Source organism: Citrobacter braakii (assembly GCF_009648935.1).
GTDB lineage: Bacteria > Pseudomonadota > Gammaproteobacteria > Enterobacterales > Enterobacteriaceae > Citrobacter > Citrobacter braakii.
The window spans coordinates 2,961,203-2,983,421 of sequence record NZ_CP045771.1; the positions used below are offsets into that span (position 1 = coordinate 2,961,203).

General features: G+C 51.6%; 19 protein-coding genes. 14 read left to right on the top strand and 5 right to left on the bottom strand.

Annotated features, from left to right (window positions below; genetic code table 11):
- The first annotated feature begins 631 nt into the window (after nucleotides 1-631).
- The 6 genes from flhD to cheW all read left to right on the top strand — a co-directional run bounded on the left by flhD (nucleotide 632) and on the right by cheW (nucleotide 6,087).
- The gene (gene flhD, locus GFC06_RS13800) at nucleotides 632-973 is read left to right on the top strand and encodes a flagellar transcriptional regulator FlhD (RefSeq protein ID WP_016153444.1); all 342 of its coding nucleotides are present in this window, start codon (nucleotides 632-634) and stop codon (nucleotides 971-973) included.
- Complete coding sequence (flhC, locus tag GFC06_RS13805) at nucleotides 970-1,554, top strand: flagellar transcriptional regulator FlhC (RefSeq protein WP_085951062.1); 585 nt, start codon at nucleotides 970-972, stop codon at nucleotides 1,552-1,554. The genes flhD and flhC overlap by 4 nt, the downstream gene beginning before the upstream one ends.
- Before the next feature lie 124 nt (nucleotides 1,555-1,678).
- Nucleotides 1,679-2,566 (top strand): flagellar motor stator protein MotA, encoded by an 888-nt coding sequence (gene motA / locus GFC06_RS13810; RefSeq protein ID WP_016153442.1) that lies wholly within the window; start codon nucleotides 1,679-1,681, stop codon nucleotides 2,564-2,566.
- Nucleotides 2,563-3,492 (top strand): flagellar motor protein MotB, encoded by a 930-nt coding sequence (gene motB / locus GFC06_RS13815; RefSeq protein WP_016153441.1) that lies wholly within the window; start codon nucleotides 2,563-2,565, stop codon nucleotides 3,490-3,492. The genes motA and motB overlap by 4 nt, the downstream gene beginning before the upstream one ends.
- Nucleotides 3,493-3,496: 4 nt before the next feature.
- Nucleotides 3,497-5,563, top strand: coding sequence for a chemotaxis protein CheA (cheA, locus tag GFC06_RS13820; protein WP_153690267.1), 2,067 nt, complete (start codon nucleotides 3,497-3,499; stop codon nucleotides 5,561-5,563).
- 20 nt (nucleotides 5,564-5,583) lie between these two features.
- A complete protein-coding gene (gene cheW, locus GFC06_RS13825) occupies nucleotides 5,584-6,087 on the top strand; it encodes a chemotaxis protein CheW (protein ID WP_003034638.1) in 504 nt (167 codons plus the stop codon).
- Between the two features lie 75 nt (nucleotides 6,088-6,162).
- On the opposite strand, the gene GFC06_RS13830 is transcribed toward cheW, so the two are convergent.
- The gene (locus GFC06_RS13830) at nucleotides 6,163-7,422 is read right to left on the bottom strand and encodes a dicarboxylate/amino acid:cation symporter (RefSeq protein ID WP_016153439.1); all 1,260 of its coding nucleotides are present in this window, start codon (nucleotides 7,420-7,422) and stop codon (nucleotides 6,163-6,165) included.
- Between the two features lie 406 nt (nucleotides 7,423-7,828).
- On the opposite strand from GFC06_RS13830, the gene tar reads away from it, so the two are divergent.
- From tar to cheZ, 6 genes are read left to right on the top strand one after another with little or no spacing between them, the layout of a single operon-like run.
- Nucleotides 7,829-9,484 carry a methyl-accepting chemotaxis protein II gene (gene tar / locus GFC06_RS13835; RefSeq protein WP_046275660.1) on the top strand — a complete coding sequence of 552 codons (1,656 nt, stop codon included), beginning with the start codon at nucleotides 7,829-7,831 and terminating at the stop codon, nucleotides 9,482-9,484.
- A 43-nt stretch (nucleotides 9,485-9,527) separates the two neighbouring features.
- Nucleotides 9,528-11,129 (top strand): methyl-accepting chemotaxis protein IV, encoded by a 1,602-nt coding sequence (gene tap, locus GFC06_RS13840; protein WP_103847935.1) that lies wholly within the window; start codon nucleotides 9,528-9,530, stop codon nucleotides 11,127-11,129.
- Between the two features lie 19 nt (nucleotides 11,130-11,148).
- Entirely contained in the window at nucleotides 11,149-12,021 is an 873-nt protein-coding gene (gene cheR, locus GFC06_RS13845; RefSeq protein ID WP_016153436.1) for a protein-glutamate O-methyltransferase CheR, read from the top strand.
- Entirely contained in the window at nucleotides 12,018-13,067 is a 1,050-nt protein-coding gene (locus GFC06_RS13850; protein WP_016153435.1) for a protein-glutamate methylesterase/protein-glutamine glutaminase, read from the top strand. Before cheR ends, GFC06_RS13850 begins: the two co-directional genes overlap by 4 nt.
- 18 nt (nucleotides 13,068-13,085) lie before the next feature.
- Nucleotides 13,086-13,475 (top strand): chemotaxis response regulator CheY, encoded by a 390-nt coding sequence (cheY, locus tag GFC06_RS13855; RefSeq protein ID WP_016153434.1) that lies wholly within the window; start codon nucleotides 13,086-13,088, stop codon nucleotides 13,473-13,475.
- Nucleotides 13,476-13,488: 13 nt separating this feature from the next.
- The gene (gene cheZ, locus GFC06_RS13860) at nucleotides 13,489-14,133 is read left to right on the top strand and encodes a protein phosphatase CheZ (RefSeq protein WP_029139578.1); all 645 of its coding nucleotides are present in this window, start codon (nucleotides 13,489-13,491) and stop codon (nucleotides 14,131-14,133) included.
- Nucleotides 14,134-14,236: 103 nt separating this feature from the next.
- Here the strand turns inward: cheZ and GFC06_RS13865 are convergent, their stop codons facing one another.
- From GFC06_RS13865 to GFC06_RS13880, 4 genes are all read right to left on the bottom strand, one after another.
- Nucleotides 14,237-15,388 carry a fimbrial protein gene (locus tag GFC06_RS13865; protein ID WP_047502118.1) on the bottom strand — a complete coding sequence of 384 codons (1,152 nt, stop codon included), beginning with the start codon at nucleotides 15,386-15,388 and terminating at the stop codon, nucleotides 14,237-14,239.
- On the bottom strand, nucleotides 15,375-17,930 hold the full coding sequence (locus GFC06_RS13870; RefSeq protein ID WP_153690268.1) for a fimbria/pilus outer membrane usher protein: 2,556 nt from the start codon (nucleotides 17,928-17,930) through the stop codon (nucleotides 15,375-15,377). The genes GFC06_RS13865 and GFC06_RS13870 overlap by 14 nt, the downstream gene beginning before the upstream one ends.
- 5 nt (nucleotides 17,931-17,935) lie before the next feature.
- Nucleotides 17,936-18,643, bottom strand: coding sequence for a fimbrial biogenesis chaperone (locus tag GFC06_RS13875; protein WP_047502122.1), 708 nt, complete (start codon nucleotides 18,641-18,643; stop codon nucleotides 17,936-17,938).
- A gap of 96 nt (nucleotides 18,644-18,739) precedes the next feature.
- Nucleotides 18,740-19,342: a fimbrial protein gene (locus GFC06_RS13880; protein ID WP_103766425.1), complete on the bottom strand. Its 603-nt coding sequence runs from the start codon at nucleotides 19,340-19,342 to the stop codon at nucleotides 18,740-18,742.
- A 600-nt stretch (nucleotides 19,343-19,942) separates the two neighbouring features.
- Here GFC06_RS13880 and GFC06_RS13885 point away from each other — a divergent pair.
- Nucleotides 19,943-20,794, top strand: coding sequence for a helix-turn-helix domain-containing protein (locus tag GFC06_RS13885; protein WP_047502126.1), 852 nt, complete (start codon nucleotides 19,943-19,945; stop codon nucleotides 20,792-20,794).
- Nucleotides 20,795-20,900: 106 nt separating this feature from the next.
- On the top strand, nucleotides 20,901-22,202 hold the full coding sequence (locus GFC06_RS13890; protein ID WP_047502128.1) for an MFS transporter: 1,302 nt from the start codon (nucleotides 20,901-20,903) through the stop codon (nucleotides 22,200-22,202).
- The last annotated feature ends 17 nt before the right edge of the window (nucleotides 22,203-22,219 follow it).

Consider the following 22,219-nt stretch of genomic DNA (forward strand, 5'->3'; position numbering starts at 1 on the left):
CAGCTTACTTAAGTAAAACTCACCGCTAATGAAAACAATGTGTTAATTAAAAATTAACAAAAGTTAACATTTAATGGGTTATCACTACCCGGTATTAATTAATCACCCTTAATATTTAAGTCGTTGTTTATAAAGGATTTAATTGAAATGGTGTTTTACATTAAATATGTGATCAAGCTCGCTATTTCATAACGTGATATTAACGTTTGTGAACAAAATACTATTCGCTTTTATTGCAAGAATATTCGTATGTCAGGAATTGAAATGGCGAATTTGAGGTTAAAAAATAAGCAAAGTAAAAGCTGTGCTGATGGATTTATGTTAAGTGTTTAGCTAGTTTATGTGATCTATGTCACATATTCTTCAAATTCGCAGCATAGCTACGTTGTATGTGTAACGGGCGGCGGGTAGAGTTGCGTCGAATTAGGAAAAATCTTAGACATTTGTAAGAATTGATGTGAGCTTGTAAGGGGCGCGGCTTTCTGAAAAGGGAATGTTTAGACAACGCGTAAGTGCCGTCACGCTGCTATGTATTTGACCTTTTGCTTTTTTTTTACCGGGCCTTCCCGGCGACATCACGGGGTGCGGTTTCACCGCATGAAAACAATGTTGGTTATTATGGATGCAAATAATGCATACATCCGAGTTGCTGAAACACATCTATGACATCAATTTGTCATATTTATTGCTTGCACAGCGTTTGATCGTTCAGGACAAAGCATCTGCGATGTTTCGCCTTGGTATCAGCGAAGAAATGGCGGACACGTTGGCAACATTAACACTTCCACAAATGGTCAAACTGGCTGAAACAAACCAACTGGTCTGTCATTTCCGTTTCGACGATCACCAGACCGTTACTCGCCTGACGCAAGACTCCCGCGTTGACGATCTTCAGCAAATTCATACCGGTATCATGCTTTCAACGCGACTGTTAAGCGACATCGATGAAGCAGCGCGCAAGAAAAGGGCTTGATGATGAGCGAAAAAAGCATTGTTCAGGAAGCGCGTGATATCCAGCTAGCGATGGAATTAATCACATTGGGCGCCCGTTTGCAAATGCTGGAAAGCGAAACGCAATTAAGCCGTGGCCGACTTATCAAGCTGTATAAAGAATTACGCGGCAGCCCTCCGCCAAAAGGGATGCTGCCTTTCTCCACCGACTGGTTTATGACGTGGGAACAAAACATTCATGCTTCGATGTTTTGCAACGCATGGCAATTCCTGCTCAAAACTGGTTTGTGCAGCGGCGTGGATGCCGTGATCAAAGCGTATCGTTTATATCTTGAGCAGTGCCCGCAGCCAGAAGAAGGGCCACTGCTGGCGTTAACTCGCGCATGGACGTTGGTGCGTTTTGTCGACAGCGGATTGCTGGAGTTGTCCCGATGCAATTGCTGCGGTGGGAATTTTATTACCCACGCTCACCAACCCGCAGGCAGCTTTGCCTGCAGTTTATGCCAACCGCCATCACGCGCCGTAAAAAGACGTAAACTTTCCCAGAATGCTGCCGATATTATTCCACAACTGCTGGATGAACAGATCGAACAGGCTGTTTAACTGATACGGTGTGGACAAACACTCCAGCAGCGGTAAGCGATTACCGCTGCTTTTTTTTGTCCTGACCTCGAGTTAACTGCCCGACTGCGCATCCTGTCATAGTCAATTGCGAAAGGATGATGTCGTGCTTATCTTATTAGGTTACCTGGTTGTTATTGGTACAGTTTTCGGCGGTTACATGATGACCGGCGGACACCTTGGGGCACTCTATCAACCGGCTGAGCTGGTGATTATCGGTGGCGCGGGTATTGGGGCATTCATCGTCGGCAATAACGGGAAAGCCATTAAGGGGACGATGAAAGCCATCCCGATGCTTTTTCGTCGTTCAAAATACACCAAAGCGATGTATATGGATCTGCTGGCGCTGTTGTATCGCCTGATGGCCAAGTCACGTCAACAGGGCATGTTCTCGCTTGAACGCGATATCGAAAACCCCAAAGAGAGTGAAATTTTCGCCAGCTATCCGCGCATTCTTGCTGATGCCGTGATGCTTGATTTCATTGTCGATTATCTGCGACTGATCATCAGCGGCAACATGAACACGTTTGAAATTGAAGCGCTGATGGATGAAGAGATTGAGACGCACGAAAGTGAGGCCGAAGTCCCGGCCAACAGTCTGGCGATGGTGGGGGATTCATTACCGGCGTTCGGGATCGTGGCGGCGGTCATGGGGGTTGTCCATGCGCTGGCTTCTGCCGATCGTCCGGCGGCTGAACTGGGTTCGCTGATTGCACATGCCATGGTAGGGACATTCCTCGGTATTTTACTGGCCTATGGATTTATTTCTCCGCTTGCCAGCGTTCTGCGCCAGAAAAGCGCTGAAACCACCAAAATGATGCAGTGTGTGAAGATAACTCTGCTCTCCAATCTGAATGGTTACGCGCCGCCAATTGCCGTCGAATTTGGTCGTAAGACTCTGTATTCCAGCGAACGTCCATCGTTTATCGAACTGGAAGAGCATGTTCGTGCGGTGAGAAATCCAACTGCGCAGCAGACGACCGAGGACGCATGAAAAATCAGGCCCATCCCATTATCGTTGTAAAGCGACGCAAGCATAAAGGTCACGGTGGTGGGGCGCATGGTTCGTGGAAAATCGCCTACGCCGATTTTATGACCGCGATGATGGCCTTCTTTCTGGTGATGTGGCTCATTTCCATCTCTAGCCCTAAAGAATTGATCCAGATTGCCGAATATTTCCGTACGCCGCTGGCTACTGCGGTAACCGGGGGAAATCGTATTTCGAATAGCCAAAGTCCAATTCCTGGCGGCGGGGATGATTACACCCAGCAGCAGGGAGAGGTGAACAAGCAGCCGAATATCGATGATCTGAGAAAACGCATGGAACAAAGCCGCTTGAGCAAACTTCGCGGCGATCTCGATCAGTTGATTGAATCTGACCCCAAACTGCGTGCGCTGCGCCCGCATTTGAAAATTGATTTAGTTCAGGAAGGGCTGCGGATACAGATTATCGACAGTCAGAATCGCCCGATGTTTAAAACCGGTAGCGCTGAGGTGGAACCGTATATGCGCGATATCCTGCGAGCCATAGCGCCAGTGCTTAACGGCATTCCTAATCGAATCAGCCTTTCCGGCCATACGGATGATTACCCTTACGCCAATGGTGAAAAAGGGTATAGCAACTGGGAGTTGTCCGCCGATCGCGCTAATGCGTCGCGTCGCGAATTGGTTAGCGGCGGTCTGGATGATGGAAAAGTATTACGTGTGGTAGGTATGGCCGCCACGATGCGTCTGAGCGATCGCGGTCCTGAAGACGCTATCAACCGCCGTATTAGCCTGCTGGTTCTCAATAAGCAGGCGGAAGAGGCCATTTTGCATGAAAACGCTGAAAGCCAGAATGAGCCGGTAAGTGTCTTACAACAGCCAGCGGAACTCCCGCCGGCAAGCGTTCCCACATCGCCACCAGCCAATCCGAGGTGATAGCGTGAGCATGGATATAAGCGATTTTTATCAAACATTTTTTGATGAAGCTGACGAACTGTTGGCTGACATGGAGCAACACCTGCTTGATTTGGTTCCTGAAGCCCCGGATTCCGAACAGCTGAATGCAATTTTTCGTGCTGCGCACTCGATAAAAGGCGGGGCGGGCACCTTCGGCTTTACCATTTTGCAGGAAACGACCCATCTGATGGAAAACCTGCTGGATGAAGCGCGGCGTGGCGAGATGCAGCTCAATGCCGACATTATCAACCTGTTTTTGGAAACGAAAGATATTATGCAGGAACAGCTCGACGCCTATAAAAACTCAGAGGAGCCGGATGCCGCCAGCTTTGAGTACATTTGTAATGCGTTACGACAGTTAGCGCTCGAAGCGAAAGGTGAAACCGCACCGGCAGTCGTCAACACCGCAAAACTGAGCGTTGTTGACAGCGCTGCAATGCAAGAAGAGGCGGTTGCACAGCCTGAGTCCGCAAGCGAAGAGAGCAAGAAACGCATTATTCTCACGCGCCTGAAAGCCAATGAAGTGGATTTACTGGAAGAGGAGCTGGGGAACCTGGCGACCTTAACCGATGTGGTGAAAGGGAGCGACACGTTGTCAGCAACGCTTGATGGCAACCTCGCAGAAGATGACATCATCGCGGTACTGTGCTTTGTGATTGAAGCTGATCAGATTGAATTCGAAACCGTCAGCGCAGCGCCCGTAGCCGTTGAAACTGAAACTGAAGCTGAAGCTGAAGCAGAAGCAGAAACGGTAGCCGTTGTCGCGAAGCCGCAGCCGGTTGCCGTTGCGCCAGCGGCGAAAGCCGCCGCCAGCGAAGCGCCAAACGGACGTGCGGAACGCGACAAACCCGCCCGCGCCAGCGAGTCAACCAGCATCCGCGTAGCGGTTGAGAAGGTCGATCAGCTCATTAACCTGGTCGGTGAGTTGGTCATCACCCAGTCTATGCTGGCACAACGTTCTAACGAACTGGATCCCGTCAATCATGGCGATCTCATCACCAGTATGGGTCAGTTACAACGTAACGCCCGCGACTTGCAAGAGTCGGTGATGTCGATTCGTATGATGCCCATGGAGTATGTGTTCAGTCGTTTTCCGCGTCTGGTGCGTGACCTGGCCGGTAAGCTGGGTAAACAGGTCGAACTGACACAGGTGGGAAGCTCAACCGAACTCGACAAGAGCCTGATTGAACGCATCATCGATCCGTTGACGCACCTGGTGCGTAACAGCCTCGATCACGGTATTGAACTGCCGGAAAAACGCCTTGAAGCCGGGAAAAGCCCAATCGGGAATCTGACGCTTTCCGCGGAGCACCAGGGCGGGAATATCTGTATTGAAGTCACCGATGATGGCGCCGGTCTGAACCGTGAACGAATCCTCGCCAAAGCTATCTCCCAGGGGATGCCGATCCACGAAAACATGAGCGATGACGAAGTCGGTATGCTGATCTTCGCCCCGGGCTTCTCGACCGCTGAACAGGTGACGGATGTCTCTGGCCGCGGCGTGGGTATGGATGTGGTGAAGCGAAATATCCAGGAGATGGGGGGCCATGTTGAGATCCAGTCCAAACAGGGACAGGGGACGACTATCCGAATTCTGCTGCCGCTGACGCTGGCGATCCTCGACGGCATGTCCGTGCGCGTGGCCGACGAAGTCTTTATTCTGCCGCTGAATGCCGTTATGGAATCACTGCAACCGCGCGAAGAAGATCTCCATCCGCTGGCCGGAGGAGAGCGCGTGCTGGAAGTGCGTGGCGAATATTTACCGCTGGTTGAGCTGTGGAAAGTCTTTGAGGTTGAAGGCGCAAAAACCGAAGCGACTCAAGGTATTGTGGTGATTTTGCAAAGTGCAGGGCGTCGCTACGCGCTGCTGGTCGATCAGTTAATTGGTCAACACCAGGTGGTCGTCAAAAACCTGGAAAGCAACTACCGCAAAGTGCCAGGTATTTCTGCAGCAACGATCCTCGGCGACGGCAGCGTCGCGCTGATTGTTGATGTCTCTGCATTGCAGGGATTAAACCGCGAACAACGTGTGGCGATCACAGCCGCCTGATTGAGTGAGAAGGGAATAATATGACCGGTATGAGTAATGTAACTAAACTGGCCGGCGAACCGTCAGGTCAGGAATTCCTCGTGTTTACGCTGGGGGATGAAGAGTACGGTATCGATATCCTGAAAGTGCAGGAAATCCGTGGGTACGATCAGGTGACGCGTATTGCTAACACGCCTGCGTTTATCAAAGGTGTCACCAATCTGCGCGGTGTGATTGTGCCGATTGTTGACCTGCGCGTGAAGTTTAGCCAGAGCGATGTGGATTACAACGAAAACACCGTGGTGATTGTGTTGAATCTGGGCCAGCGGGTGGTCGGAATTGTGGTCGATGGCGTCTCGGATGTGCTGTCGCTGACAACGGATCAAATCCGTCCGGCGCCAGAATTTGCCGTAACGCTGTCGACGGAATACCTGACGGGACTGGGGGCGCTGGGTGACCGGATGCTGATCCTGGTTAACATTGAGAAGCTGCTCAATAGCGAAGAAATGGCGCTGCTGGATATTGCCGCCAGTCACGTCGCGTAACCGCTATACCGTATCTGGCCTACAATGATTGCTGTTGTAGGCCGGATACGCGTAACGCATCCGGCAGATTTCCCCTTACGCTTCCCGCTCAACCAGCTCCGGTTCTTCTTCCAGTAAACCTTCATCTTGTGCCAGCATCGCCGTTGCAATCCCGTTACCTAATACGTTGATTGCTGAACGTCCCATATCCAGGAAGTGGTCAATACCCATCAGTAACAGAATCCCGGCAACCGGAATATTAAAGCTCGGAATGGTTGCTGCCAGCACCACCAGTGCAGAACGCGGCACGCCGGCAATCCCTTTTGACGCCAGCATCAGCGTCAGCATCAGGACGGTGATTTCTGCAAAGGAGAGGTGAATGTTATAGGCCTGCGCGATAAACATCGAGGCAAATGAACAGTAAACCATCGAGCCGACCAGGTTAAATGAATAACCGATAGGCAATACAAATGACACGATGTTAGGCGAGCAACCAAATTTGGTTAATTGCTCCAGCGTTTTCGGATAGGCGGCTTCCGAGCTGCTGGTAGTAAATGCGACCAGAACCGGATCTTTCAGCATGCTTACCAGGCGAAAAACTTCTTTTTTCAGCATGACATAACCCACCGCCAGCAGAACCAGACAGGTCAGCAAAATAGCCACATAGTAGCCGCCGATGAACGACGCATAGTTAAGCAGGATCCCCAAACCCTGGGTGGAGATAACGGAGGAAATGGCGGCGAAAATGGCCAGCGGCGCAACGTACATCACGTAGCCAGTCACCTTAAGCATAATGTGGGAGACCACATCCAGCGCGGCAACCAGCGGGGCATTGAACTTCTCACCAAGGGATGCGCCACCAATACCGAAGAACATCGAGAACACCACAATTTGCAGGATCTCATTGTTGGCCATCGCCTCGGCTATGCTGGTTGGGATGGTGTGAGTCAGGAAACCTTTCAGGCTCATGCCGCTCACGGCCAGGCCGGTATCTGTGGCTTCCAGCGGGATCGCCAGGTTCAGGCCGCTGCCGGGTTGCTCAAGAGAAACCACAAACAGACCGACCAGAATAGACAGTATGGAAGAGCTGATAAACCAGATCATCGCTTTGCCGCCTACGCGCCCGATGGTGGACGTTTCCCCCAGGCGCATAATACCGACGGTCAGGGTGCTGAATACTAAAGGTGCGATCACCATTTTAATCAGGCGCAAAAAGATGTCGGTGAGAAGCGTAATATTATCGGCCCAGGCGGTCACTACGCCGGGGGCGGCATAAGAGTGGATCACCGCCCCTGACAGGATCCCCGCCAACATGAAGATCACGATAAACAACGTGAGTTTGTTTGCATTTGCCACTAAAAAGCCCTCAGTAAGGATTTAACATTTATTGTTCGGTTACTCATTTTTTATATTTATTAATTGGTAACTAAGTATTCATCATATAAATTGAATTAAAGCGCCAGCTGATACAACTTTTTTTAATTTTTTATCCATTTTGTTGTGGTGCAGAGGATATGTATTTGTGATCCTGGTCACGAAATAATGACTATTTCATCCAATATGACCGCGTCCACAGATAAATTTGAATGTTATTCACATGATAATTGTGACGTTTTTATGTGAATGATTTGTGGTTGCCGTACACCCGTCTTCCCCTCCTTCCGCGAGGCTTCACGTCCCTTCAGGATTTCCTTTTCGCAAACGTAAAGTTATCTCAGCGACTGCCGATAACGTTGATAACTCGTTTTCAGGAAGGTGCCTTATGTTTAACCGTATCCGCGTTGTCACAATGCTGATGATGGTGCTGGGGGTTTTCGCACTGCTACAGCTTGTTTCCGGTGGTCTGTTGTTTTCTTCATTGCAGCAGAATCAGCAAAGTTTTGTTATTTCTAACGATCTTCGACAGCAGCAAAGTGAACTCACCTCAACATGGGATCTGATGCTGCAAACACGTATCAATTTAAGCCGTTCTTCTGCACGCATGATGATGGACGCGTCCAACCAGCAAAGCAGCGCGAAAAACGATCTGCTGAAGAATGCGAAAGCATCGTTGGCGCAGGCCGAAACACATTACGCAAAATTTAAGAACATCACACCGTTACCCGAGATGGCAGAAGCCAGCGGCAACGTTGAGGAGAAATATCAGCAGTACCATGCGGCCTTAACAGAACTGGTTCAGTTTCTGGAGAACGGCAATATGGACGCCTATTTCGCGCAACCGACTCAGGGAATGCAAAACGCGCTCGGTGAGGCGCTGGGCAAGTACGCCAGCGTTAGCGAAAAGCTTTACGCTCAGGCATTCGATAAAAGCGCGCGGGATTACCATTTCGCCCAATGGCAGCTTGGCGTGCTGGCCGTAGTGCTGGTGCTGATTCTGGTGGTGGTGTGGTACGGCATCCGCCATACCCTGCTTAATCCTCTGTCTCGCGTCATTGCCCATATTCGGGAAATCGCCAGCGGTAACCTGACCGCGACCCTGGCCGTCAGCGGTCGTAATGAAATCGGCGAGCTGGCCAGTACGGTTGATCATATGCAGCGCTCGCTGACGGAAACCGTCACCCTGGTACGTGAAGGTTCTGATGCGATTTATTCCGGGACCAGCGAAATTGCCAGCGGGAACACCGACCTGTCATCTCGTACTGAACAGCAGGCCTCTGCGCTGGAAGAGACCGCAGCCAGCATGGAACAGTTGACCGCAACCGTGAAGCAAAATGCGGACAACGCGCGTCAGGCTTCGCAACTGGCGAAAAGCGCCTCCGATACCGCACAGCATGGCGGCAAAGTGGTTGATAGCGTGGTGAACACCATGCACGAAATCGCCGATAGCTCGAAGAAAATCGCCGACATCATCAGCGTTATTGATGGTATTGCTTTTCAGACCAACATTCTCGCACTGAACGCGGCGGTTGAAGCGGCGCGTGCCGGTGAACAAGGCCGTGGCTTTGCTGTGGTTGCGGGCGAAGTGCGTAATCTGGCAAGTCGCAGTGCGCAGGCGGCGAAAGAGATCAAAGCGTTGATTGAGGATTCGGTTTCCCGAGTGGATACCGGGTCCGTATTGGTAGAAAGCGCAGGCGAAACGATGAACGACATCGTAAATGCCGTAACGCGGGTGACCGACATTATGGGCGAGATTGCCTCGGCCTCCGACGAGCAAAGCCGGGGGATTGATCAGGTAGCGCTCGCGGTATCCGAGATGGATCGCGTTACGCAGCAGAACGCCTCGTTGGTACAGGAATCGGCTGCCGCTGCCGCTGCTCTTGAAGAACAGGCCAGCCGCCTGACGCAGTCGGTGTCGACTTTCCGCCTTGCGTCACGTCCGGCGTCGGCTAAGCCGCGCGATACACGATTACCTGCAACGGCGGCCGCATCCTATCCGCGCCAGAACAATGAGCAAGATACGAATTGGGAAACATTTTGACTGATAGTTAAACCGCGGCCAGTGCCGCCCAATGGGAGCGTTGATGTTTAATCGTATTCGAATTTCGACCACGCTGTTTTTGATTTTAATCCTCTGCGGTGTTTTGCAGATTGGCAGTAATGGCTTGTCCTTCTGGGCATTTCGGGACGGTTTTCAGAACCTGAATCAGGTCGAACGAAGTAATCAGCAACGCGCTGCGCTGGCCCAAACCCGCGCTGTGTTATTACAGGCCAGTACGGCCCTTAATAAGGCAGGGACACTAACCGCCCTGAGCTATCCGCCAGAGGATATCAACACGCTGATGACCCTCGCACGTGATAGCCTGGCGCAGTCTGAATTGATGTTTAAACGCTTTATGGCGACATCGGATACGACGGCACAAGGAAAGGCGCTGTTTGGCGCAACGGAGAAAAGTTTCAGTCAATGGCACAGCGCTCTTGCGCATCAGGCCACCTGGCTTGAAAACAATCAGTTGTCAGATTTTCTGACCGCGCCGGTGCAGGCTGCTCAGGATGCTTTTGATGCAAATGTGAATGCGTGGCAGAGCAACATCGATCGCGTGTTGCAAACGGCAGGAGAGCAGAGCCAGCGAAATTACCATATGTCGGGGGTGATTTTCGCCACCATGGTGGTACTGGCGGCACTGCTCACCAGCGGTGCGCTGTACTGGTCGCGCAAGATGATTGTCCAGCCGCTGGCTATCGTGGGCAGTCATTTCGACAGCATTGCCGCGGGTAATCTGGCCCGGCCAGTAGCGGTTTATGGGCGCAATGAGATCTCAGCCATTTTTGCCAGTCTGAAGAAGATGCAGCAGGCACTGCGTGAAACGGTAAGCGAAGTACGCCAGGGCAGCTCAGCCATGCATAGCGGTATTTCAGAAATCGCGATGGGTAATAACGATTTGTCTTCGCGCACTGAACAGCAGGCGGCCGCGCTGGCGCAAACGGCAGCCAGCATGGAACAACTGACCGCCACCGTAGGACAGAATGCGGATAACGCGCGCCAGGCGTCAGGAATTGCCAAAAGTGCGGCAGATACAGCGAATAAAGGCGGCGAACAGACCTCCCGGGTCGCCAGCACCATGCATGAGATTTCCGCGAGCTCGCAGAAAATTGGCGACATCATCGGCGTGATTGACAGCATTGCCTTTCAGACCAATATCCTCGCGCTGAATGCTGCGGTTGAGGCCGCTCGCGCGGGTGAGCAGGGGCGTGGTTTTGCCGTGGTTGCGGGCGAAGTGCGCAATCTGGCAAGCCGTAGCGCACAGGCGGCGAAAGAAATTAAGGGGCTCATTGAGGAGTCTGTCACCCGAGTGCATCAGGGCTCGCAGTTGGTTGATATGGCAGCGCGCACCATGACGGAAATTGTCAGCTCGGTTACCCGGGTTAACGACATCATGGGCGAGATTGCCTCTGCTTCTGATGAACAGCGCAGAGGCATCGAGCAGGTGGCGCAGGCCGTCAGCCAGATGGACTCTGTGACGCAGCAAAACGCCGGGCTGGTGGAAGAAGCCGCATCCGCCACCGGACAACTTGCCATGCAGGCCGATAATCTTTCTGCCTGTGTCGCATTTTTTAAGCTTGAAGAGCAAACCGTAGCAAAACAAGAATTGGCGCAGCCGCAGGTTGTGCCAGTTGTATCCTGAATGTGATTGAGAAGGCGCTATGACATCATCTCTGCCCCCTGGGCAAACGTCATTATTGTTACAGATGACACAGCGCCTCGCGCTGTCTGACGCGCATTTTCGTCGGATATGTCAATTAATCTACCAGCGTGCGGGGATCGTACTGGCCGACCATAAGCGGGACATGGTTTATAACCGCCTGGTCCGCCGTCTGCGAACCCTGGGACTGGATGACTTTGGTCGCTATCTCAGCATGCTGGAAGCTAACCAGAACAGTGCTGAGTGGCAGGCTTTTATTAACTCCCTGACTACCAATCTGACCGCGTTTTTTCGCGAAGGGCATCATTTTCCAGTGCTGTCAGATCATGCTCGTCGGCGCAGCGGTGAATACCGTGTCTGGAGCGCGGCGGCGTCAACCGGAGAAGAGCCGTACAGCATTGCGATTACGCTCGCCGATACCTTAGGTATGGCTCCGGGCCGCTGGCGTGTTTTTGCCAGCGACATTGATACCGAAGTGCTGGAAAAAGCCAGAAGCGGCATCTACCGCCTTGATGAGCTAAAGACGCTGTCACCGCAGCAGCTACAGCGTTATTTCATGCGCGGCACCGGACCGCATGAAGGACTGGTACGCGTTCGGCAGGAACTGGCGGGACATGTTGAATTTTCCAGCGTGAATTTACTGGATAAGCAGTACAACGTGCCAGGCCCCTTCGATGCCATATTTTGCCGTAACGTAATGATCTATTTCGACAAAACGACGCAGCAGGACATTTTGCACCGTTTTGTTCCACTTCTTAAACCAGATGGGCTGCTGTTTGCAGGTCATTCAGAAAACTTTAGCAACCTCGTGCGCGAGTTTAGCTTGCGTGGACAGACGGTGTATGCGCATGCGCCAGGTAAGGATAAAGCATGAGTAAAATCAGGGTTTTATCGGTTGATGATTCTGCACTGATGCGTCAAATCATGACCGAAATTATTAACAGCCACAGTGATATGGAAATGGTGGCGACGGCGCCGGATCCGTTGGTTGCCCGGGATTTAATCAAAAAATTCAATCCCGACGTCCTGACGCTGGATGTGGAAATGCCGCGCATGGACGGCCTCGACTTTCTTGAGAAACTGATGCGTCTGCGTCCGATGCCAGTGGTTATGGTCTCTTCGCTGACCGGTAAAGGTTCTGAGGTCACGCTGCGGGCGCTGGAGTTGGGAGCGATTGATTTTGTCACCAAACCACAGTTGGGGATCCGTGAAGGGATGTTGGCCTACAGCGAAATGATCGCTGAGAAGATCCGCACCGCGTCGCGGGCAAAACTGGCGGCCCACAAACCCATGACGGCACAGGTGACCTTGAAAGCGGGGCCGTTACTCAGTTCTGAAAAACTGCTAGCGATTGGCGCCTCAACCGGAGGAACAGAGGCAATTCGCCATGTACTCCAGCCATTGCCGCTTTCAAGTCCCGGTATTCTTATTACCCAGCATATGCCGCCAGGATTTACCCGCTCATTCGCCGAGCGTCTGAACAAACTGTGTCAGATCACCGTGAAAGAGGCTGAAGACGGGGAGCGCGTGCTCCCAGGGCATGCGTATATCGCCCCTGGTGACAAGCATATGGAACTGGCGCGCAGCGGGGCGAACTACCAGATCAAAATTCATGATGGTCCACCGGTTAACCGGCATCGGCCTTCAGTGGATGTGCTGTTCCATTCGGTGGCAAAACATGCGGGGCGTAATGCCGTGGGAGTGATCCTGACGGGTATGGGCAACGATGGCGCCGCCGGAATGTTAGCGATGAACCAGGCGGGTGCCTGGACCATTGCGCAAAACGAAGCAAGTTGTGTGGTGTTCGGCATGCCGCGTGAGGCCATCAATATGGGTGGCGTAAGCGAAGTGGTCGATCTTAGCCAGGTAAGCCAGCAAATGCTGGCGAAAATCAGTGCCGGACAGGCAATACGTATTTGAATCAGGAGTTTATTTTTTATGGCGGATAAAGAGCTTAAGTTTTTGGTTGTGGATGACTTTTCCACCATGCGTCGCATCGTGCGTAACCTGCTCAAAGAACTGGGTTTCAACAATGTTGAAGAGGCTGAAGACGGTGTGGACGCGCTGAATAAGCTGCAGGCTGGGGGATTTGGTTTTGTCATTTCCGACTGGAATATGCCGAACATGGATGGCCTGGAACTGCTGAAAACCATTCGCGCTGATGGCGGAATGTCGGCCCTGCCGGTGCTGATGGTTACGGCAGAAGCGAAGAAAGAGAATATCATTGCGGCGGCACAGGCTGGCGCCAGTGGCTATGTCGTGAAACCGTTCACGGCGGCGACGCTAGAAGAGAAACTCAATAAAATCTTTGAGAAACTGGGCATGTGAGGGTGTGATAATGATGATGCAACCACAAATTAAACCTGCTGACGAACATTCAGCCGGGGACATCATCGCGCGCATCGGCAGTTTGACCCGAATGCTGCGCGACAGCCTGCGTGAACTGGGGCTGGATCAGGCCATTGCCGAAGCGGCAGAAGCGATTCCCGATGCCCGCGATCGTCTCGATTACGTTGTGCAGATGACCGCACAGGCGGCAGAGCGCGCGTTGAACAGTGTGGAAGCTTCGCAGCCGCACCAGGACGCGATGGAAAAAGGGGCCAAAGACCTGACCAAACGCTGGGATGAATGGTTCGAAAATCCGATCGAGCTGTCTGACGCCCGTGAACTGGTCACCGATACCCGCCAGTTCCTGGGTGATGTGCCAGGGCATACGAGCTTTACTAACGCTCAACTGCTGGACATCATGATGGCGCAGGATTTCCAGGACCTCACCGGTCAGGTCATCAAGCGCATGATGGATGTTATCCAGGAGATTGAACGTCAGCTGCTGATGGTTCTGCTGGAAAACATTCCAGAGCAGGGCGCTCGTCCAAAACGTGAAAACGAAAGCTTGCTTAACGGCCCGCAGGTTGACACCTCAAAAGCCGGCGTGGTGGCAAGTCAGGATCAGGTTGACGACCTGCTGGATAGCCTCGGGTTCTGATCCGTAGCGTTTTTATTTGCTGGCCCGGCAGGCGCTCGCCGCCGGGCATTCTAACCGATAACGGCTTGCGCGTTATCCGGCCTACAGATACCTATCGTTCTCTTTACTTAATATCCATTTTTACGGTGACGTTGCCTTCATATTTACCGGCTACCGGTTTCCTCTCGGTGGTGCTCACTGGGGCGGCGGTCATTTTAATTACGCCGTTGCCCTGTTCATCCAGGGTTATCGGGAAGTCAAACGAGCCATCGAGCTTGACGGCTGTATCGTTGTCGTCATACATCCTGACGCCGATATCGTCGCGGCCTAACATTTTGGCAATGTAGCCGTCGCTGCCGCTATTCCCGTGGTCGGCGGTTAGGGTCATTTTGATTTTGTCCTGATTATCTGTGGCGGGATTGTCACAATGGTAAGAGATATCGACCGATTTAATGCCATTAGCAGGCGGAACGCCTGGCGTGGTAAATGCGCTGGTAGTGAGAACCGGAAACTCAACCTCAATCTGACTCCCCGCGTTAATGGTGCAACTGAGCGGGGCGCGGAGAACGCCGCCGAGGCGAATCTCGGACACCTTCTCAGGTACGGTACAGCCGTTAGGATTGTTGCTGGAACCGTAGTACAGGCAGGCATAGTTTTCCACGACGGTTTGTGGCTGGAAAATCTCTTCACCAAACACCGGTTTTTTAAGATAGAAAGTGGCGGCAATGACATTCCACTGAAACTGGCGTTTTACCGTGCTGGCGCCGACAGGCCGGGTTTCATCACTGCATACGGATTGCTGTGATTCCGTGGATTTTGTGTTGGCGTCGGCATATTTCTTCATGGTCCGGTTGGGGGTGTAATCGGTAATGTCGATATTGACCATGTTATTACCATCCTGGTGATTGATGGCATCAGGATATCCTGCCAGCTTAACATCCAGCTTTTCGGTGAGGAAACCAACGCCCTCTCTTGAAGTCCCTGACGGTAATGGACTACCAGCAAAAGATATGGAATAAACAGTGGCCCCGCTGTCGATTGGCATGTTTGATGGGCAGCGACAGTTGGCGGTGATAGGCCCACCCGCAGAGACAATGTGTCCCGCATTGTGTGTCATTCCGGAAAGATTGTTGGCCGCCACGACGTCTTGTTCGATATGGGTCGTATAGATGCCCGGCGAGCTAAAGCAGCTTTGTAGTGGCGTAGCTGCGCAAGATCCTGCGGCGCTGAAGAGTATCAGACCGGCGAGCCCGCGCTTTTGGTTAAGGCTGAGCATGTTTTTTCTCCTGAAGACACTGTGCGCGCGTGTTACGTATTCCCGTTGGGTTGTTACTATCAGAATCGGTTGCCAGAGCCAGCGTTGCACGGCACTGCTGTTCTGGCCCATCGCCCCATTTCACCGTAATGGTCATGCCATCGGTGATACCTGCCAGGTAGAGCACGCCGTTTTCATCGACAATACCGGTTTGTGTTTGCCCATCGACACTAGCAAACGCGCCAAAGGGGACGGGACTGCCGCTTTCACGCCGCAAGGTGACCAGTACACGATAACCAACCCAGGTGCTGAAATGGGCGGTGACGGCTGCGTTGCGGGTGGGAACCACGGTGACGACGGTGGCATTGGTATCGACATCATCCGGCAATGTGGTGGTGTCCAGCACAATGCGATTTTCCTGATAGGCGGAAAGGGATGGAATGATCGCGTTGCCAAAGCTATCGCTCTGCACGCCACGCTGATTCTGAAAGCGCAAGCCGGAAGCCTCATCGGTATCGACGATGGCAAATTCGCTACTTAACGGCTGTGCCAGGGTGACGCCGTGAGGATGCGCCACTACGGCGCCGCTGACGCTGTAGCTGATCTGTCGGGAATCGTCAGACGCATAATAATAGCCGCCGCTTAAGTTGGCGTACTGCGAGCGGTAGGTGCTGTAAATGCTGCTGTTACCCGTGCCGTCATGGTTGGTGTGGCTCTGCTGTAGTGAATAACTCAAGCGCTGGTCGTCAAGTAATGTGCCGCCCAGCCCAACATTCTGGTTGGTATCGCCGCGTTGGCTGTTGCTGATGTTATAGCTCGCCCAGCTATTCGGCAGCCAGCGGCTCAGCGGCACACTAAGGCTGAAGGAGACGATTCGATCGCTGTCGCTATCGTCATTTTTGCTGTAGGTATAGGCCAGATGGTAGCTGATGCCGTTGACGGTGGTGCTAAAGCCTGCGGATAAATTACGTTCTTTGCGTGAGGTTCCCCAGTAATCCTGTTGGTAGCCGTTAAGATACAGGCTGCTGGAGAAAATGCTTTGGCTGATGCTGGCCTGAACGCGGTTACGTTTATTGTACTGATAGCGCCAGTCATCATCGCCATTATCATCTATTCTCTGATTGGCATCAGCAAAGCTGTAATAGCCGCTGGTGGAATAACGATAACTGGCCAGTGTGATGTTGGTGTCGGTAGTTTCAATATTTTTGCTGTACAGCAAGCGGTAAGACTGCCCATCGTGCTGTTCACCGTTATCCAGCGTGGTTTTTGCCCAGGTGACATCTGCGGAAACAGATCCAATAGTGCCCAGCGCGACGCCGACGCCGCCAACGCCAGCCTGATAATCCTCCGCAGCCGTTAGCCCACCAAACAACGTGAAAATATTGTTCAGACCATAAATGGCGCTGCCCTGCACAAACATCGGCTCTTTGTCGCCGCTGTTGTTATTGGCACGATAACGGGCGGCAGTGACTTCATATTTTACCCGACCAGGGCGTAGCATGACCGCCACGCTGGAGTAGGGTTGGGTAAAGTGGCGCTCGCTGCCATCGGCTTCTTTAATCGTTACTTCCATGTCACCGCTGTTAGAGGTGGACGAGATATCGTTAATTTCAAACGCCCCTGGCGCGACGTTAGCCTGATAAATCAGGTAGCCATTTTGCCGCACGGAGACTTCAGCATTGCTGTTGGCAATACCGCGAATGGTTGGCGCGAAGCCTCGCTGGCTAAAGGGCAGCATATTCTCGTCGGAAGCGAGGTTAACGCCCTGATATTGCACGCTGTCGAACACCTCACCACGGGTGCTGTTTTCACCAGCGGTGAACTGAGACTTGAGAAATTGTACGTCATGCTGAATATAAGTTTGCAGCGACTGCCAGGACTGCTCATCGTCGTTTTTGTCCCAGGTGGCATAATTACGCAACCGCCAGCCGCCAAGATTTAGCCCACTTTGTAGGTTCAGGTATTGGTTTTTGTCAGTGCCGCCATTGCCGCTGTCATTTTGCGAGCCAGAAAATGCATAGTTGGCAAACAGAACCGGCACGCCGTTGTCCCAGCGCGAAGGATCTACCGAGCCGCGGCTGTGTTCATCCAGCGCCGCCTGCGGCATACTGATACGCAGCATCATGGCGTTAAAATCGAAGATCGCCGTGGCTGCCGTAATGTACTCCCCCAGTGCTTTGGGCAGTGGTTTATCAGTGGGCAGTGCGGCCAGTTCGCTAAAGGCCTCCACGCGTACGCCCCAGTCGCGCAGCATCGCGGGGGTAATCTGCGGCTGTAATTCGCCGCTGGCGTCGTTGAGGTAGTTGATATCCTGCTGTTTTGAACGCTGCTTGTTAATCACAATCGTTGATGAGTAAGCCCCGGGGAGCTGCGCTTTATTGTTGGAAAACAATGATAGATCAACATCCTCGTGCAGCGCCGCATCGCCTTCCAGCCCGGTGGGTGGAAAGTAGTATTCGCGGGCGTACGGCTGAGTTGAGAACAAAAGCAGAACCGCACCTAGCGCTTGTAATAGCGGGTTGAGCCGCCAGTGTGGCTGGGGCTGTGTCAACGTTTTTACCATTCGAATTATCCCTTCGACAGCGAGGTAGTAAAGGGAGGGGTCGCGTTGCCGTAATCGCTAATACAGCGCCAGGTGACCGATTGCCCGTTGGCATTGGCCGGTAGCGGGATCTCCGCGCTGCTTTTTGGTGTCACCATGTCGGCTTTTTTAAGCAGTGTGCCACCCAGCTTCACAGAGTCGAAGATGCTGTGGAAAGCTCCCTCGTTGACCACGCGCAGGACGTTGCCGTTACGGCTAAAACGCAGGTTTTTGCAGTTTTCGCCCGGCGAACCTGCCAGACCTTTGGGGCGAAAGAACAGTTTGAGTCGGGTTTTATAAATCAGCCGGAGGACGTTTTTGTCGATACTGCCATCTTCTTTGGCGACGGCGGGTATCGTACGGACGTTAATGTAAAATAGTGACTCTTTGTCCTGGGCGACGGCTGCGCCTGACCAGGCGATACGCAGGTTTTGCTCTTTTTGCGGGTCAAGGCGAAACAGCGGAGGGGTAATAATAAAGGGGCCACGGGTTTTCCCGTCGCCGGTGTCGGTCCATGACTGAACCAGCCACGGTAATTCGTTATCCTCGTTAGCGAGCGATAATGCGACCTCTTTTTTATTGGCATCGTAAACGACACGGGTGCGACCAATACGAATACCTGCTGCATCGCAGGGAGCCACGGTGCTAATGATAAGAGGCAGCAGCAAAAAAGCAGATGAAATTATTTTACGCATCGCAAATCCCTGCGAAATAGCGAAAGAACCCGTTAAACAGAGCCAATGGCGACTGGCTCTGTTTAATATTAAACAACGGTCTGTATTGCGGTGTGATTAACGATAGACAATATTCACGGTCATATCGGCGTCTGCCGCACCCGCGGTAGTGACCGCTGCGAAGGATTTATAGCGGGCATTAAACTCAGCAATAATGGCATCACCCGCTGTATCGGGCAGGTCGATATAGACCTGGCCTTCGGTGGCGTCCATCGTTAACAATGTCGTATCTGCACCCGCAGGTGAAACGGCAATACCCACACCGGTGGCAACTGGGTTACTGCCGCCAGGGTTTTCAGCCGCGGCGGTAATCGCGCTGACATCCAGTAAGCTGGAGCTGCCTGTTAACGCGTGGGTGCCTTGAAAGGTGAGTTGCACTTGTGGCAGACCTGTGGTGGCAACCGGGCAGTTTTTCAGCACAATAGTAAACGGTTTCAACGGCGACTCGGTACCTACGTTGCCTTCGTTAAACAACGACGTTGGATAAGTCCCTAAAGGAACGGTGCTATCGGTATCTGTATCGCCCTCAATGACACAACTTGGCTCTATCAGTTCACCGGTGAAATGAATCTTTCCGGCATTGGCTTCATCAGCGAATGCACTACTGGTGGTCGCCATCGTGAGAATGACTGCGGATATTAATTTATAACGTAACTTCATGTTAACAAACTCCATCTGTTAATAATATTATTAATCCATTCACTGTAATTCTACTTAAGAGATTGATAATCTTTTAGTGAATAGCGTAACCGGTGTATCAATCCCTGCTATTAGATATAAGCCTTGCTGATTTTTGCGGATTATAATTTGATTTCTTTTTTTATCAATAGCGCATAAGATCTATTTTTAATTGTTTGGTGATATTTATGTGTTAATGTTTATTAATTTGTTTTTAATATGGTGTGGGGTGTGCGTTTATTATAAAATAATAAATGTAAATCCTATGGTGCGTAAACAGTTCGCGTAGAATGATTCACCTATATAGATTCCCTTCACTAATAGCCTACGAGAACCGGTTGAATGCCTGGATGAAGTGGGTTCATCTGCACGGCGTATATCCTCTTTTTTATGCCATAACTTGGCGGTTATTTGCCGAAATGATGCTGAGGTCACAGCAGGTTACGCCTGAGTGACAGTGCGATATATAGACTTGTCATAATAATTGCAGTTAAATGGTTATCGGTGCAAGGCAATATATTATGTCAGTAGGTTATTTATCGATATCCCGAGTGTTTTTACTCGAATAGCGGCGGGGGAGATATGCGAATTTTACGTGAGAATGATTTTTTTCATTCAGAGCAACATGCGTTTTGTCTTTTTTCGATGAATAACCAATTAATGGAAGGTGTGCACGGGCATGATTTTGATGAATTGGTGATTGTCCGTAGCGGTAGCGGGTTTCATATTATTAATGACTTGGTTCGTTTTATCTGTCAGGGTGACTTTTTTTTAGTGACCGCTAACGATACCCATAGTTATGTTTCAACTAATAATCTGTCGGTTATTAATATATTGATTCGTCGCCCGCGCAGTTTTCATTTTTTACAGCACATTGATAATTTGCTCGATTGTATAAAAGAAAAACTTCTACAGCCTACCGCGCTGGCGTTAACTCAGGGAGCGCTGGCGCGTATTGAGGTATTGAGCCAGGAGATAATCTCACGTAACGAGAGTAACTATGACGTGCTCTATTTTTCATTGTGTGAAGTCGCTTTGCTGAACATCATCAACACGCTTTGCCAGTGCGACCGCCAAACCGAGGCGCTTAGTCCTGATGAGCGAGGGCGAGCCAACCTGATCCGTATGCTCAAGACCAGTAGCTTGCGTCATTTGGACTGGAATATGTTGAGTGATGATAACGGTGTTGCCAGGCGCACGATGTATCGCTTAATTAAGCGAGTGACCGGTTATACTCCGGTTAAATTCCAGATGTTGTATCGTGTATTAAAAGCTCAAGAATTACTGCGCACTACGGATAAAACCATCAGTGAAATTGCGGCACGTTGTGGTTTTATGAATGCGATCAGGTTGACTGAATCGTACCGACGGTATTTTCATTATCCTCCAAGCCATGAACGTGAACTTCATTCACGAGTTTTAATAGCGATTTAATTGTTAGGTTAATAACAATAAAAAATTATTACTACCATCCATCGTGACGGGGGTAGGCCATACGCTTATTTCTCGCCTTACTGTCTGTAAATTTAAGGGAATCGTTATGTCAAAAAATAAAACACCTAACCCCTGGTATATTGGAGTGGTGTCTGGAATGGCATCATATATTGATTCGGCGGCTATTGTTTCCAGTGGTACAGCCTTAGTCATTTATCAAAAAACAATGGGTATTACTGCACTACAAATTGGCATTTTATCTGGATTATTAACGCTGAGTATTGCCGCTGGGGCTTTTGGTGGCGGTCGTCTTGGAGACCGTATTGGTCGTCGTAATGTTTTTATTATTACGATGGCGATGATTTTTATCGGCACGCTGGCGCTGGCCTTTGGTTTGAACTTCCCGTTCCTGGTGCTGGGCACACTCTTGGTGGGGCTGGCGACAGGGGCTGATTTACCCGTCTCTCTGGCGACTATCTCCGAAGCGGCGAACGATGAAAACCGCGGCAAGATTATCGGCTTGTCCAATTTACTCTGGCTGGTGGGAATTGGCGCCACGATGGGGATCTCCGCTATCGTCGGCGACTGGGGGGTGATTGGCGCGCAAATCATGTATATGCACGTTGGGCTGGTGGCGGTTGTGCTGATGATCCTGCGTTGGTCTATCCCTGAGTCGCCGCTGTGGTTGGCGGCAAAGGATGAACTGCGTCGTGGCATCGCCACCGTGCGGGCGCAGAAAACCGGCTGGCGCGATCTGCTCGAAGGCAAATACCTGTGGCCGTTTATCTCGCTGTGTATCTTTTATACCTTTACCAATCTGGCGGCCAATACCGGCGGGCAGTTTGGGGCTTATGTAGCGGTAAATGTGGTGGGCATTTCGGTCAGCACGCACTCGCTGTGGGGGCTGTTGATTCTGCCAGTGAGCGTGGCGTCTGGGTTGATGTTTATGCGCGTCGTTGATACCTCAAAACGGGTTCCATTCTTTATTTTTGGCGCGGTGATGATGTCCGGTGGTTATTTCGTGCCGGTGCTGTTTAATTTCTCGCCACTCTCCTGGTTCTGCTGCCTGCTGTTTACCAATATCGGCACAGGATTTGCCTTCGAAGGCATCATGAAAGTGTGGGCGCAAGAGTCATTCCCCACCATGCTACGCGCCACCGCGCAAGGAGTGATTGTCGGTGTCGCCCGTCTGACCTGCGGCTTGTTGGCGTTCGTCACTCCTGTGCTGTTGAGCGCGGGGCCGGTGGTTCTTTATTGCCTGCTGACGGCGATTGTGGCGATAGGCATGGTTATCGGCTGGCTGTGCTTCCACGGCAAGCAACGTAATGAATTTAATGCAGAAACAGAAATGGTGGCGACGCCTGATAACGGACAGGCGTCGCACGATACTTTGCGGGCCAAAGCCTGAATATGAGCCACTGAGGG